The 14,059-nt window shown below is 65.6% G+C and carries 13 protein-coding genes and 1 pseudogene; 8 read left to right on the top strand and 6 right to left on the bottom strand.

Annotation, left to right across the window (positions count from 1 at the left end; all coding sequences use genetic code 11):
- Positions 1-674 (top strand): annotated as a pseudogene (locus tag M2320_RS12905) (beta strand repeat-containing protein); the annotation flags it as partial.
- Between the two features lie 137 nt (positions 675-811).
- Entirely contained in the window at positions 812-2,881 is a 2,070-nt protein-coding gene (locus M2320_RS12910; RefSeq protein ID WP_425540684.1) for a glycosyl transferase, read from the top strand.
- Between the two features lie 69 nt (positions 2,882-2,950).
- Here the strand turns inward: M2320_RS12910 and M2320_RS12915 are convergent, their stop codons facing one another.
- Positions 2,951-4,693, bottom strand: a complete 1,743-nt coding sequence (locus tag M2320_RS12915; protein ID WP_264597631.1) for a hypothetical protein — start codon at positions 4,691-4,693, stop codon at positions 2,951-2,953.
- A gap of 158 nt (positions 4,694-4,851) precedes the next feature.
- Between M2320_RS12915 and M2320_RS12920 the strand changes: the two genes are divergently transcribed.
- Both M2320_RS12920 and M2320_RS12925 read left to right on the top strand, forming a co-directional pair.
- Positions 4,852-6,777 (top strand): glycosyltransferase, encoded by a 1,926-nt coding sequence (locus M2320_RS12920; protein WP_264597632.1) that lies wholly within the window; start codon positions 4,852-4,854, stop codon positions 6,775-6,777.
- Between the two features lie 15 nt (positions 6,778-6,792).
- Positions 6,793-7,584, top strand: coding sequence for a glycosyltransferase family 2 protein (locus tag M2320_RS12925; protein ID WP_264597633.1), 792 nt, complete (start codon positions 6,793-6,795; stop codon positions 7,582-7,584).
- A gap of 38 nt (positions 7,585-7,622) precedes the next feature.
- Here the strand turns inward: M2320_RS12925 and M2320_RS12930 are convergent, their stop codons facing one another.
- Complete coding sequence (locus tag M2320_RS12930) at positions 7,623-8,498, bottom strand: radical SAM/SPASM domain-containing protein (RefSeq protein WP_264597634.1); 876 nt, start codon at positions 8,496-8,498, stop codon at positions 7,623-7,625.
- 190 nt (positions 8,499-8,688) lie between these two features.
- Between M2320_RS12930 and M2320_RS12935 the strand changes: the two genes are divergently transcribed.
- From M2320_RS12935 to M2320_RS12950, 4 genes are all read left to right on the top strand, one after another.
- Entirely contained in the window at positions 8,689-8,952 is a 264-nt protein-coding gene (locus tag M2320_RS12935) for a DUF2249 domain-containing protein (RefSeq protein WP_264597635.1), read from the top strand.
- Complete coding sequence (locus tag M2320_RS12940) at positions 8,949-10,205, top strand: hypothetical protein (RefSeq protein ID WP_264597636.1); 1,257 nt, start codon at positions 8,949-8,951, stop codon at positions 10,203-10,205. The genes M2320_RS12935 and M2320_RS12940 overlap by 4 nt, the downstream gene beginning before the upstream one ends.
- A 10-nt stretch (positions 10,206-10,215) precedes the next feature.
- A complete protein-coding gene (locus tag M2320_RS12945; RefSeq protein ID WP_264597637.1) occupies positions 10,216-10,689 on the top strand; it encodes a hemerythrin domain-containing protein in 474 nt (157 codons plus the stop codon).
- A gap of 69 nt (positions 10,690-10,758) precedes the next feature.
- The gene (locus M2320_RS12950; RefSeq protein ID WP_264597638.1) at positions 10,759-11,820 is read left to right on the top strand and encodes a DMT family transporter; all 1,062 of its coding nucleotides are present in this window, start codon (positions 10,759-10,761) and stop codon (positions 11,818-11,820) included.
- Between the two features lie 2 nt (positions 11,821-11,822).
- On the opposite strand, the gene M2320_RS12955 is transcribed toward M2320_RS12950, so the two are convergent.
- The 4 genes from M2320_RS12955 to M2320_RS12970 all read right to left on the bottom strand — a co-directional run bounded on the left by M2320_RS12955 (position 11,823) and on the right by M2320_RS12970 (position 13,952).
- Complete coding sequence (locus tag M2320_RS12955) at positions 11,823-11,969, bottom strand: hypothetical protein (protein ID WP_264597639.1); 147 nt, start codon at positions 11,967-11,969, stop codon at positions 11,823-11,825.
- Positions 11,970-12,106: 137 nt separating this feature from the next.
- Positions 12,107-12,886, bottom strand: coding sequence for an energy transducer TonB (locus tag M2320_RS12960; RefSeq protein ID WP_264597640.1), 780 nt, complete (start codon positions 12,884-12,886; stop codon positions 12,107-12,109).
- Complete coding sequence (locus tag M2320_RS12965; protein WP_184430565.1) at positions 12,883-13,338, bottom strand: ExbD/TolR family protein; 456 nt, start codon at positions 13,336-13,338, stop codon at positions 12,883-12,885. The genes M2320_RS12960 and M2320_RS12965 overlap by 4 nt, the downstream gene beginning before the upstream one ends.
- Before the next feature lie 11 nt (positions 13,339-13,349).
- Complete coding sequence (locus M2320_RS12970; protein WP_264597641.1) at positions 13,350-13,952, bottom strand: MotA/TolQ/ExbB proton channel family protein; 603 nt, start codon at positions 13,950-13,952, stop codon at positions 13,350-13,352.
- Positions 13,953-14,059 lie beyond the last annotated feature (107 nt).

A 14,059-nucleotide genomic window follows, 5' to 3' on the forward strand; every position in this document is an offset into this window, starting at 1 on the left:
TGACCACGGCGCAGGCTGTGGCGCTGAGCACCGACCAGATCGCGGCTTTGACCACGGCGCAGACGGTGGCCCTGAGCACCGACAATATCGCCAAGCTGACGACCACCGAGGTCGTTGCGCTCACGGCGCGGGACATTTCGTCCCTGCTCAGCGCCCAGATCGCCGTGTTGACCACCGCGCAAACCGCGGCGCTGTCGACCGATCAACTGGCGGCCTTGACCTCCTCGCAGGTTTCGGCGCTGTCGACGAGCGATGTTGGAGTTCTCAGCAGCTCCAAGATCACCGCCATCGCGCTGAACGCCATCATCGGCTTGAGTTCATCGCAAATCACCAGCCTGACGACCGCGTCGGTCGCCGCGCTCAGCACGTCGCAAGTCGCCGCGCTGAAGACGGCCGAGATCGCCGCGTTCTCGACCAGCCAGATCAAGGCGCTGACCACGGATCAGTTCGCCGCCTTGACCTCGTCGGAAGTGACCGCGCTGACCACGGATCAGATCGGATCGCTGTCGACCGCCGACATTGCGGCGCTCAGCACGGCGGGTCTGAAGGGTCTCGAAACGGTTGACATCGTGGCGATGACCAGCGCGCAGGCCCACGCGTTCACCACCGATCAGATCCCCTCGCTCAGCAATGCGCAGGTGGATGCGGTGATCGCCGCTTACCAGAACAGCTAAGGCTTACGGCGCCGCCCACGGGCGGCGCCAATCCCGCCGCGGGCCAGCAAGCCCGAGGCAAGCTCGGCGCCCCAGAAAGGGACGAGGCGGCAGGCTCGCGCTTGTGCGCCCGGTTGAAACCCCGACGAGCTTCTGACGTGCCCAAGACAGCGACGCTCAAACTGCAAGAGGCTCCGCCCGCGGCGCAGCCACAGGCGCCCAATTCGCCCTTTCTCGATCTCGACGCGCGGATCAAGCGCCGCGCCTTCTCCCTCGCCGAACTCATCCACGCGACGGAAGGCCTGAAAGCCCTGGGACTGCGGCAACAGGCGGCCGATCTCTACAAGCTCTGGATCGCCTATAACGACCAGGACAAGTTCGTCCACTACGCCTATTTCAACCATGCCGTCGCGTTGCGTGAGCTCGGCGATTTGCCCGGTTCGATCAACGCCCTGCGCGCCTGTGTGCTGATCGAGCCCTCGTTCGGCGCCGCGCATGTCAATCTCGGCCGCGCCTTCGAGGACGCCGGCCAGATCCCGACCGCCGTCGATATCTGGCGGGCCTATCTCGAGGCGACCTCGACGATCACGCCGGAGCGCGCCGCGCACCGGCTGATGACGCTCCAGCATCTTGGCCGCGTCTACGAGAATTCCGAATTGCTGCAGGAATCCGAGACCATCCTGCGCCAGGCCATCGAATTGCGTCCGGACCGCACCGAAGCCGGGCAGCACTGGATCGCGCTGCGCCAGCGCCAGTGCAAATGGCCGGTGCTGGTCCCCTCCGAACATGTCACGCAGCGCCAGCTGATCGAAGCCATGTCGCCGATGGCGCTGGCGGTCTATGCCGACGACCCGATGTTTCAGCTCGCCAAGGCGTATCGGTACAACAAGGCTTTCGTCGGCCGGCCGGAGGAGGCGCCGTTCACCTGCGAGCCGCGGCCAAAATCAGGCGGACGCGGGCGCCTGCGCATCGGCTACGTCTCCTCCGACCTGCGCGCCCACGCCGTCGGTTTCGCCCTGAGCGAAGTCCTCGAACTCCACGACAAGTCGCGCTTCGAGACGTTCGGCTACTATTGCGGCGAGCCGAAAGACGATTGTCCCGTGCAGATCCGCATCCGCGCCGCGCTCGACGGCTGGCGGGACATTTCCGGGCTGACCGACCGCCAGGCGGCAGAGGCCATTTTGCGCGACGAGATCGACATCCTGGTCGATGTGAACGGCTACACCAAGCACGCCCGCACCAAAATCTTCTCCTGGCGTCCCGCGCCGGTGATCGTCAATTGGTGCGGCTATCCCGGTACGATGGGCAGTCCCTATCATCAATATTGCATCACCGACGCGCGCATCGCGCCGCCCGGCTCCGAGCGCTATTTCTCCGAGCGCGTGCTGCATATTCCCTGCAACCAGCCGATCGACCGCAAGCGCCCGATCGATCCGCCGCCGACGCGCGCGCAGGCCGGCCTTCCCGAAGGCGCCTTCGTCTACGCCTGTTTCAACGGCATGCAGAAGCTGACGCGCACCGTGTTCACGCGCTGGATGGCGATCCTCAGGGAGACGCCCGGCAGCGTGCTCTGGCTGCTGACGGGGACGCCCGACACCAACAAGCGCCTTCAGGACGCCGCCGCAGCGGTGGGCGTCGCTCCGGAACGCATCCTGTTCGCGCCGAAGGCGGGGAATTCGGCCCATCTTGCGCGCATCGCGCTCGCCGACCTGTTCCTCGACACCGCGCCCTATGGCGCGCATTCGACCGCCGCGGATTCGCTCACCGTGGGTCTGCCGATCCTGACCCTGCCGGGCCGCGGCTTCGCCGCGCGCTTCTGCGCCAGCGTGGTCGCCGCCGCCGGCCTGGAGGAGCTGATCTGCGCCAGCCCCGAGGACTATGTGCGCCGGGCCATTGAGTTCGGCCGCAATCCGCAAAGCCTCGCGGTCATTCGCGAAAAACTGGCGCGTCATCGCGACGCCAGCGTGCTGCGCGACATCCCCGCTCTGGTGCGTGGGCTCGAGGGCTGTTTCGAGCAGATGCAGATCGAGCGTGAAGCCGGGCTGACGCCCACGCCCGATCTGACCAATCTGGATCTCTATTACGACATCGGCGCCGAATTCGATCTCGAGGCTGTCGATCTGCTCGACGACGCCGCCTATGAGCGCCTTTACCGGGAAAAGCTCGACATGCTCCACCGGCACCAGCCCATTCCCCACGATCGGCGATTCTGGCGCGCGGACAGCTGACGCGCGAGACGCCAAGCAAAAGGGTCGGCCGCCATCGGCAGCCGACCCTTTTTGTGCTTGGTCTTCCGCCTAATGTTTCAGATTTTGCGACTGCTCCTGAACGAGCGGGAAAATGCGCTCCCAATAGTGCGGCGTGAGCGCGATCAGCGCATTGGCGGCCTGACGCAACGCCTCCGCGCCCAGGGCGCGCGGCAGGCGGGCGGCGCTCGCATCGAGCACGCCGGCGGCCTGTTCGACCGCGTGATGCATCTGGGCGATCAGGTTTCGCCCGCGTTCGCTGAACTCATTGGGCGCCAGTTCGATCTCGACGCCGTGAGTCCTGAACGCCGCCGTCAGCGCCGTGCCGTCGAGCGACGTGTTGAGCGCTTCGACGGTCAGGCGCGCCGGCAAGAAATCCTTCTTGATCAGGCTGGCGACTTGAACGGCGCCAAAAGTGTCGATCGCCGGCTCGCCGACGACCAGCACAGGTTTTACGCGCGATTCGAGCTGCGCGGCCTCGATGAAATGCGCCAACGACTGACCCGTCCCCGCCACATCCGCCAGCAGGGTCTTGCCGCTCAGATGCGCGCGGACATAGGCCTCGTATTCGGGCGCGCCCGAAGAGAACAGTTTTCGCGACGCCCGGATGTAGCGCGTCGAAACCGGATTGCCCGACAGCCGCGCCAGAGACGCGATCACGCGCTGCAGCAGGCTGCAGTCCCGGGCGCAAAGCAGCAGCCGGTCGGCGCCGAAGTCTTCGGCCGCCTGAAACAGGAAATAGCTGCCGATGACCAACAGCGGCAGATTCATCTCGAGTTGCGCCGCGCGCACGCCGCGTCCGGCCGCGTCGGCGTCGCCGCGCAGGCGCGCCTCGCGGATCGCCTCGGCGCAGGGGCGCATGCCGATGTCGATCAGCACGCGCTCGCCCTGGGACCAGTTGGACACGGAAATATGTTCGGTGGGAATGCCGAACCGGGCGGGGCTGGCGATGTCGGCATGGACATTGTCGCCGTAATGGCGGGTGATCTCGCATTGCGTCAGCAGCTGCGGCCAGACCACGCCGAGATGCTTGCCATAATTCGACAGGATGATGGTCTTGCCGCGCAGACAGCATTTCTCCTCGACGATCTTTCGGATGAAATCGTAGGGGAGATACATGTCGGAGATGACGATGTCGTTCGGTCCGAAGCGCGCCACCACCTCGGCGATCGGGAACAGATTGTCCCACTCCTCCATGAGTTCCAGCATCTTGAGCTTCGCCACCAGATCGGGCGACCAGCCGAGTTCCGCCGACAGCGCCGCATAGACATCATCGAGGCCATAGAGCGCCCGGCCGAACAGCCTCATCTCGAATGTGTGGCGAAGATGCGCGAATTGCGCCACCCCGGACTTGCGCTCCACCGCCTGGAAGATCGCCGTTGGCTCCTGGCATTTGCGCGCGACCAGCGTGTCGAACAGATCGAACGAGGCGATGCGGGGAACGACGCCGGGGCGCTTTTCCTCGACGTGATGCACGCTCCCGCTGGCGAGGTCGGGGCGCTCGACATTGATGAAGGCGCCGGACAAAGAAACGGCGCCGTCGCTCGCCCCGGAAGGGGAGAGGATGCAGGTGGTCTGGCGCGCCGCGTTCAGGATGTGAAGCGCGCCATCGACGACATCCCAGAAGGATTCATTGGCATGGCTGTAGCCGGCGATCGTGCCGTCGGGCGCAAAGCGCATGGCGCGGCTCAAGACGGCGGCGTTGGCGCGGAAGACGAATTCGCGGGAGGTCAGCCAGTCGCGGCTCAGCGTGAAGGGGGCGTTGTCGTCGAGTGGCGCGGCGGCGTTGTGCATCTGAACTCCTTCGCCGCCAGATCGGTCATGGCGATCAGCGCGGGAGCGTAGGGTTTCGGGCTTGCGTCGGGCTGGCGCGGTCTGCCGCGCGGACCGCCACTTTAGCGCAAGCTTGAGTCGCTAATCCGGATCAACGACAGGTCATAATGGAGAGGCCGATGCGACTGCTGCTCGAAGGCTGGCGCGGATCCAACCAATCTCACGCGCTCGTCAATCAGTTCCAGGCGCTCGCCTTCCTGCGCCGGGGCGATGTGAGCCTTTTCCATTCCGACCCGCCGTTTCCCGACCATTTCGACGTGGCGCGCAACAATGCCGGCCTGTCGCCGGAAGAAACGGCGCTGATCGCGGGCATTCCCTCCTATGCCGGCGAGGAGGTCGACGCGGTCTACCGGATTCTTCCGCCCTATCGCAGCGCGCCGAACGACACGCGCCGCACCCTGACCTTCATGGTCACCGAGGTGGGCTTGGGCGCCGGAACCTTCGCGCCCGAAACGGATATGGGCTTTTTCACCCGCGACGAAAACCTGATCGTCACGCCGACGGTCTGGTCGGCGCAACGGCTGACGGAAGCCGGGTTCGACGCGGATCGCGTCCGCATCGTTCCGCATGGCGTCGACACAAATCTGTTCTTTCCCCTGCCGCCGGACCAGCGCGCGCAGGTGCGCGCGCGCCTCGGCTTCGCGCCGGACGAGACGGTCCTCCTCAACATCGGCGGTCCCTTCTGGAACAAGGGGATCGACCTGCTGCTCGAGGCCTTCGCGCTGCTGCGCGCGCGCGGGCGTCGCGTGCGCCTGGTGTTGAAGGACCAGAGCAATGTTTACGGCGCCTCCATGTCGCACACGATCGCGGCGATCGGGGCCCGGCGTCCGGAACTGGTGACGCCGGAATCGCTTGCCGCGATCAGCGTCATCAGCGGCACGCTCGATTTCGGGCAGGTGCGGGAATTGTTCGCGCTCGCCGACGCCTATGTCTCGCCCTATCGCGCCGAAGGGTTCAATCTTCCCGTGCTCGAGGCGATCGCCTGCGGCCTTCCCGTCATCGTCTCGACCGGCGGGGCGACCGATGATTTCTGCCCCGAGCCGCTGGCTGTCCGCTTGCCGTGCAATGGCGGCGTGCTGCCGGGGGAGGCGGGGTTCCCGCCGCGCCGGTTTGTGCAGCCCAAGCTCGACGCGCTCGTCGAGGCCATGGACGGCGTCTGCCTGGCCGGCGGCGTCCGTCCCGCGGGCTTGGACCTCGCGCGGGCCGCGCTGCTGCAACAATTCTCATGGGATCGCGCCGCCGCCTTGTTGCTGGATTGCGCGGGCGTCAAGGGCGCCTCGGCGGAGCATGCGCCCAGCGCGCGGCCGTTGCCGCCGACGCAGAAGCAGGTGCTGGAGCTGCTGCAGCTCATGCGCCCCTGCGCCATGCAGAACAGCGTCAAGCTGCGCATCGGCAACACCTATGACGGCGGCTATGTGATGCCCGACGCCGCCCTGCAGACCGATGTCCTGCTCTCCATCGGCGTCGGCCATGACGTCAGCTTCGACATGGAATTCGCCCGGCGCGGCGCGGCCGTCCTGCAATTCGACCACACGCTGGAAGGGCCGCCCGAGACGCACGAAAACTTCCGCTTCCACCGTCTCGGCTGGGGCCCGACCTCGGAAGGGCCGCTGCTCAGCCTCGCCGACATGCACGCCCGCGTCGAAGAGGCCAGCAGCGCCGGCCGAAAACTGTTGAAGTTCGATGTCGAAGGCGCGGAATATCAGGCGCTGGAAACGGTCTCGTCCGACCTGCTGCGCGCCTATGATGTCATCGTCTGCGAATTGCACGACCTTTGCCGACTGGGCGACCGGCGGCATTACGATCAGGTTCGTCGCGCCCTGGAGAAACTCACGGAGAGCCATGCGCCCGTGCATCTCCACGCCAACAATTACGGCGGCATGGCGGTGGTGCAGGGCGTGCCGGTGCCGGACGCCGTGGAGCTGACCCTGCTGCGCCGCGACCTCGACGATTTCCCCGGACTGAGCGACGAGCCCATGCCCGGCGCGCTCGACAATCCCAACAATCCGATTGCGCCCGATCTGCGTTTCAGCGCCTTCGCCTGACCGAAAGGACATCAAATGGCCGACGGCGCCGACGAAGGCGTTTCCATCGTCATTCCGACGATGAACTCGCAGAGCTATATTTCCATCATCGCGGATTATTATGAAGGGCTGGGCCTGAACCCGTACTGGTTCGTCGACCAGAAAAGCGCGGACCGGACTTTTGACGTGCTGGCGGCGCGCTCGCAACGGGTGGTCGCCATGCACAACGACACCGCGATCATCGAGGCCATGGTCGAGAAGATGAGCCGCGCGGCGCCGACCGACTGGGTGCTGCGCATCGACGACGACGAACTGCCGACGGCGCAGCTTTTCGCCTTCGCCCGCGCCGTCATGCAGGACGGCCGCTTCGACGCCCTCGGCTTCGTGCGGCATCAATGCGGCGTGACCGCCGACGGCTCTCTCATGGCGCATTCAGGTCATGATCCGAATGTCCACCGCCAATACAGATTGTATCGCAAGGACCGCGTCGCCTATCGCAGCGACGTGCACACGCCCGGATTCCATTTCGACGGCCTGAGCGTGGCGCATGTCGGCGCCGAGCATTGCCTGATCCATCTCGACTGGGCGATCCGCTCCTATGCGGAGCGCAAGCGCAAGGTGATGAATTACAATCAGGCCAGGGAAAATGCCGGGGACGCCTGGAAGGCCTATTACCTGCCCGAGGATGACGCCGCCGCCCCCAACGCTTTCGTCCCTCTGGAAAAGCCTGAATTCGCGCCGGTCGCGCAAGCGCTGGCGCGTCTCTTCCCCGACAACACGATCGAGGGCCAGGCGCGACAATCCGAAGCTTTTAAGCGGATCGCCTGAAGAAACCGGCGGCGCTTTGCGCCGCCGTTTTTTCTACCTCACGTCCACATCAAATGGCTGTCCCCGACCTTCACCAGCGTGGCGCGGTCGCAGGTCTTGCAGAGGGACTCCTTTGAGAACCGCGGCTGCATGTTCTCCGCCTGCAGGGCGCTGAGTCCGCCCGAGGCGAACATCTCGTAATAGCCCTGGGTCAGCAGGTTGCCGACCTTGTGTTGCAGGCCATAATCCATGCAGCAGAGATAGACGTCGCCGTTCGGCAGGCAGACGTTGTTGTCGTAAAAGCGCGCGAACGGACACACGACCGCCGAATGGTGTTCGGGCGTGGCGCAATGGGCCTGCTCGCCGATCTTCTGCTCCTCGACATTGCCCGCGCGGGTGTGGCCGTAGAAGGAGCCGAGCTTGATGCCCAGATGTTGCAAGTCCGGGTGGACCTCGCCGGAGGAATCCATGGTCATGGCCTCGAAGCGGCGCAGCGCGCCGGAGAGGCCGAATTGCACGAAGGCCGTCAGGTTCTGCTCATATTCCTGGCTGTGGCGCCATCCCAGCATGTTGCCCTTAGCGTCTGGCAGATGCAGATTCAGCACCTCCACCTGGGCGACATGGGTCTGCAACAGTGAAATGACTTCGGCGCGGTTTTCCGCGCTCATGCCATAGAGCGTCGTGTAGATCGCGACATTAAAACCTTGTTCGAGGACATGGCGAAGCATTTTGGTCGCATTGGGATTGGCCCAGGGCTCGGCCATGCCCGAGAAATCGATGCGTACATGTTTCGGCACTTTTGAAATGACGGTCTGAAAATTCTCGAGGGTGAAATATTTGGTGTTCTTGCCGTAGAGCCCGCGCAACTTGTCCTGTGGACAGAACGTGCATTTGAGCGGGCACCCGATCATTGCGGTGATTTCGAGGGTAGGCATGGGGGAATCCCTGTGGTCGGGGCGGCAGACTTGCCGAAAGCCGTTTGTCGCAAGACTCGATTGCGCGAGGCTGGCGCCGACCCGCGCCTGATGGTTTTCTGGATATAATCGGCGCGCTGTTTGCCGGGGGGCAAAGAGGCTGACCGACGGTCAGTGTATCCCAGTTGTCCGCGCAACTGGGGAGACGAAATTGGACGCAAACGAAGGCCCCCGCGTCTGGCAGGCCGAAGAAGGGCTCCATGTCGATGTGCGTGGGCTGCCCTGTCCCGAACCGATGGTCACTGTGCTGCAATTGATCGACAGCGGCATGGCCGAGGATTTTTTGGTGGCGCACCTGAGCCAGGAGCCGCTGCTGCTCTATCCCGAATTGAATGAGCGCGGCTGGCGTCATCGGCTGCGGATGACCGATCAGCCCACCCATGTCGCGCTCGAAATGACCCGGCCGCGCGCATGACCGCCTTTCTCGCCTCCGCCAAAAGCCGGCTGTTGCCGGCCTCGGTTCCGTTCCGCTTTTTCGCAGCGGCGAGCGTGCTCCATGTCGCGCTCTGGGTCGCGCTGATTTTTGCCGCCGGCGAATTCACGCAATTTCGCGGCGGGGTGGGAAAATCGCTCGCAGCCGTGCATCTTCTCACCGTCGGCGTGCTGGTGATGACGGCCGCGGGGGCCTCCGTGCAATTGCTGCCGGTTGCGACCTCGCGCCCGCTGGCGGCGGTGGCTCCGATCAAAATCGTGTTCTGGCTGCTCGCGCCCGGCGCACTCGCCCTGGTCGGCGGCATGGGGTTTGGCCATGTCGGCGCGATGATCGTCGGCGCGACCGCCTGCGTCCTGGGATTGCTGCTGTTCGCCGTCCTGTTCGCCGACAATCTAAGGCGCTCCGCGAGCATGCCACTGGTCCAGGCCTATGGCTGGGCGGCTTTTGTCTCACTGATCCTTCTGCTGGCGCTTGGTCTCGCGCTGGCTTTCGACAATTGCATCGGTTTTTTGAGCGACCACGCCGGGCTGGCGCTGCTCCACATGATCTTGGGCGCCTTCGGTTTCATGGGCCTGCTGGCGCTCGGGTTCAGCCACGTCCTCGTGCCGATGTTCGCCCTGGCGAGCGCGCCCAAGGGACGCTTGGCCTGGGTCGGATTTTTCCTCGCTACGGCGACGGTGGCTCTGGCTTCGACGGGCGCCTTTTTCGGAAACGCGCTCGTGCTGTCGGCGTCATGCCTACTCGGCCTCGCGGCGATCGCCGTGCATGTGCAGCTGATGCGCGCGACTTTGAAAAAAGGTATGCGCAAGCGCCTGGGCCTGTCCTTCGTCCTGGTCAAAATCTCCTGGGCGATGCTGGCGCTGACGCCGCTGGTCGGCCTCGCCGCGCTTTACGGGCTGCCAGGCGGCGCCACCCTGTTCGGCCTCGTCGCGCTTGGCGGCTGGCTGATGACCTTTCTCTTCGCCATCCTGCAACGCATCGCGCCATTCCTGGCCTCCATGCATGTCACGCGGGCGAGCGGCGGGCCGGTGCTGCTGTCAGACCTGGGCGCCAGCGCGCCTCTGACTGTCCATGCCTGGTGCCACCTCGCCGCGCTCGCCGGACTGTCGGTCGCGATCGTGCTCGACAACGCCATTCTCGCCGCGCTCGCTTCGGCGGTCGGCCTCGCGAGCTCCCTGGCTTTCGCCACCTTCATCGCCGGAATTGTGAAGCGCGTCGCTTCAGGCACAACTTGAGGAGTTTCAAATGTTCGCCAACCGCATCAGCCAGACTCTTCATGAGGAACACAGCGCCACCATCGAATTAATGGAGCGCCTCGAAGCCATGATCCCGCGCAAAACCCCGCTCGACGCCAAAAACCCGCTGCTGCGCGATCTCGCCGCCGCCATTGAGGCCGACACGATCCGCCATTTCGATTTCGAGGAGCAGCACCTGTTTCCCATGCTCGCCTCGGTCGGCGACCAGTTGATCGGCGACCACCTCACCGAGGAGCACAATTTTATGCGCCCGGTGGCGGAGCGGTTGAAGGGGCTTTGCGATACGGCGCAACAAACCGGCTTCGACGAGGAGAGCTGGAAACAGTTCCAGCGCGCCGGCGCTGAATTCGTGCAGCGCATGTTGATCCATGTGCAGAAAGAGGAAATGGCGCTGCTGCCGCTGATCGACGGCACGATGGACAGCGCGACCGAAGAGCGCCTTTTCGAGGTTTACGCCGGCTGATTTTTTCGCGGCCGCGCTTGCACATGCGGCCGCGACGCGATGTAACCTCCGCTAGGGGAGGCGGCGTCGATGGCGGACAAACTTTCGCATTTGTGGCCGGGCGTTCCGCTGGCCCTTGGCTCCGCGCTGCTGTTCGGCCTCACCGCGCCGATGTCGAAACTTTTGCTGGTCGAGATCGATCCGCAATTGCTGGCGGGGACGCTCTATCTCGGCGCCGGCCTCGGTCTCGCCATCTCTCACCTCGCTTGGCGCGCGTTGAAAAGCGCGCCGGCGGAAGCGCCCTTGAGGTTTCGCGATCTTCCCTGGCTCGCGGCGATCATTGTGGCGGGCGGGCTGCTTGGCCCCTTGCTGCTGATGCTCGGCCTGAGCGAGACGAGCGCGGCCAACGCCTCGCTGCTGCTCAATCTCGAAGGGCTCGCCACCATGGCGATCGCCTGGATCGTTTTTCGCGAAAATTTTGACGCGCGGCTGCTGACGGGGGCTTTCGCCATTCTCCTCGGCGCTGTCGTCTTGTCGTGGCGGGGGAGCAGCGTGGCCTTGGACCAGGGCGCGCTGCTGGTCGCCGGCGCCTGTCTGTGCTGGGGCGTGGACAACAATTTGACGCGAAAACTGTCGTTCGCCAATCCCGTCGTCATCGCCGGGGTCAAGGGCCTCGTCGCCGGCGGCGTCAATGTCGCCGCAGCCTTCTATTATCGCGGCGCGGGGGCGCCGGCCGACGTCCTGTTCTCCGCGGCGATGCTCGGTTTCTTTGGCGTCGGCGTCAGCCTCGTCCTGTTCATCCTGGCGTTGCGCCATCTCGGGACGGCGCGGACCGGCGCCTATTTTTCATTGGCCCCCTTCATCGGCGCGCTCGCCGCCGTCGCAGTTCTGCACGAGGATTTTTCGGTCCGCCTGCTTGGCGCGGGCGCACTGATGGCCTTGGGCGTCTGGCTGCATCTGTCCGAACGCCACGATCACGAACATGTCCATGATGCGCTGGAGCATGACCATGCCCATGTGCATGACGAACATCACCGGCACGCGCACGAAGGCCCCGTGGTTGAGCCGCACGCGCATCGCCACCGTCACGAAGGTTTAGTCCACGCGCATCCGCACTATCCCGACCTGCACCATCGCCACCGCCACGATTGACGCTATTTCGCATCGCGGACATGGACGACGGCGAATTCGTCGGCGTAGAGCCGCCGCCAGCCGTCGAGCCGGTCAAAGGCCGCGATGGCGGGGGCGTCGGGCTGAAGCAGGGTCCAGGTAAAATCGTTATCGCTGGGGAAGCGGCGCATCTTTTCGGGGGCGTCCGAGTCGATGGCCGCATGACAGGCGGCCGTCGATGAATGTCGGCGCGAACGTCGCCTGCCTAGCGGGTAGCGGTTGATTTCGCGTCAGCCCGCCAACCGGATCGCCGGCGCGCGGGGTGGGTTCAGCGCAGGTTGAACCTGATGCTGGTCGCGGTGGAAAAACGCCCGCCGGGCGGGGGCGGGGTGTGCAGTGAACTCAAAATGGCGTGCGCCGCCCCGTCGAGCGCGCCATTCCCGGAGGAGTGGGTGATGGATTGGCTGATCACCCGGCCCGAGGGTCCGATGGTGAAGGCGACGCCGACCGAGCCCGTGACCCCGGCCGCCCGCGCTGCGGCGGGGAAGAATTTCTTGCGGTTCAGCTCGGCCACCACCAGGCCGGCATAGGCGCTGGGGGACATGCCGTTTGCGTGCTGCGCGCCATGGGCCGCGCCGCGCCGGGCTTCCGCGCGCGCCTGCTGGGCCTTGCGCCGCTCAAGCGCTTCTTCGCGCTCTTCCTCGCGCTCCTGCCGGCGCTTTTCCGCCAATTCGCGCTTGCGGCGCTCGGCCGCCGGGTCCGGCTGATCTTCCAGCTTGGCGACGGGCTTGGGCGGCGTCGGCTTGGCGACCGGCAACGGCGGCGCCTCGGGCGCGACGGTCTGCGGCGGCGGCGCGGTCAATTCGGGGGGCGCGGCGGCTGCGGCGGCTTCCGTGGGCGGCGGCGCCGCGGGCGCGATCTCTTCTTGCGGCTTCTGGTCCGCGTCGGATTCGCCGAGCGCGACCAGCCCGACTTCCATCGATTCCAGCGGCGGCGCGGGGACCACGTCGGGGTTGAAGGTGATGAAGGCCGCGGAATGGGCCGCCACGATCAGCGCCAGGGCGGTGGGGCGCAGCCAGACCGGTCTGATCGCGGGCGCGACCGTCATTGTCGCAGCTCGGTCGACGCCGCCTTGTCCTTGCGGCTGTCGGTGACGATCGCGATATGGGTGAGGCCGTTGGCGGCGAGTTCGTCCATCAGCGCGACGATCTGCCCGAAGGCGGCGTCCTTGTCGCCGCGCAGGTGAATGGTGCGGCCGAGATCGTCGCCGATTTTCAGCTTGATCCGTTCGATCAGATCGGCGCGGTCCACCTGTTCCGACCCGAGCGACACTTTTCCGTCGCGGTCGATGGCCACCACCATCGGTTCCTTGGGATCGAGCGGTTTCGCCGCCTTGGCCTGGGGCAGGTCCACCTTGACGCCGGTGGCGAGCAGCGGCGCGGTGACCATGAAGATGATCAGCAGCACCAGCATGACGTCGACCAGCGGCGTCACGTTGATATCGGCCTGGGGCCGGAAAAATCCGGGCCGTCCATTGGGGTTGGGGGCTCCGCCGGCCATGGACAAACTCCTCAGGCGAAGTCGCGGCAGAATTGCGAGGCGCGATCGGCGGCGCGGTGGGTCATGCGCTGGCCTATGCGGCTGAAGGCGGCCCCCAGGCGGTTGTAGGCGATCGAGGCGGGAATGGCGGCGGCCAGACCATAGGCGGTGGCGGCCAGGGCCTCGGCGATGCCGGGCGCGACCACGGCGAGCGAGGTGTCGTGCGCCGCCGCTATGCCGGCGAAGCTCGCCATAATGCCCCAGACCGTGCCGAACAGGCCGATGAACGGCGCGACCGAAGAGATGACGGCGAGATTGGCGAGCCCGCCTTCGGCCTTCATCAGCACCTCGATATGGCCGCGCGTCAGTTTCTCGGTCACGCGGGCGCGGCGCTCGGACACGGTTTCGCCGGCGATGCGGATCTTTGCCTCCTCATGGCCTTCGAGGTCGGAGGGTTCGAGCAGGGGGGAGCTGGTGAAGCGCAAGGCGCGCGACAGCCGCGCCAGGCCGAACAGGGCCTCGACGATCAGCAGCCAGCACCAGATGGAGGCGAGGCCGAGCACGACCATGACGATCTTGCCGACAAGACCCGCCTGCATGAACAGGGCGAGCGGGGAGAGGGAAAGGGCGTCCATGATGATTCCTTGGGCCGGGCGGCCGGCTTGTCGCATGTTTCCGCCGTATTTACGACAGATTAACGGTGGCCGCCGCGCGAAGCCAGCGTGGGCGTTCGGGAAAAATT

The sequence above is a fragment of the Rhodoblastus acidophilus genome, assembly GCF_025961575.1.
In the GTDB taxonomy this organism is placed as follows: domain Bacteria; phylum Pseudomonadota; class Alphaproteobacteria; order Rhizobiales; family Beijerinckiaceae; genus Rhodoblastus; species Rhodoblastus acidophilus_C.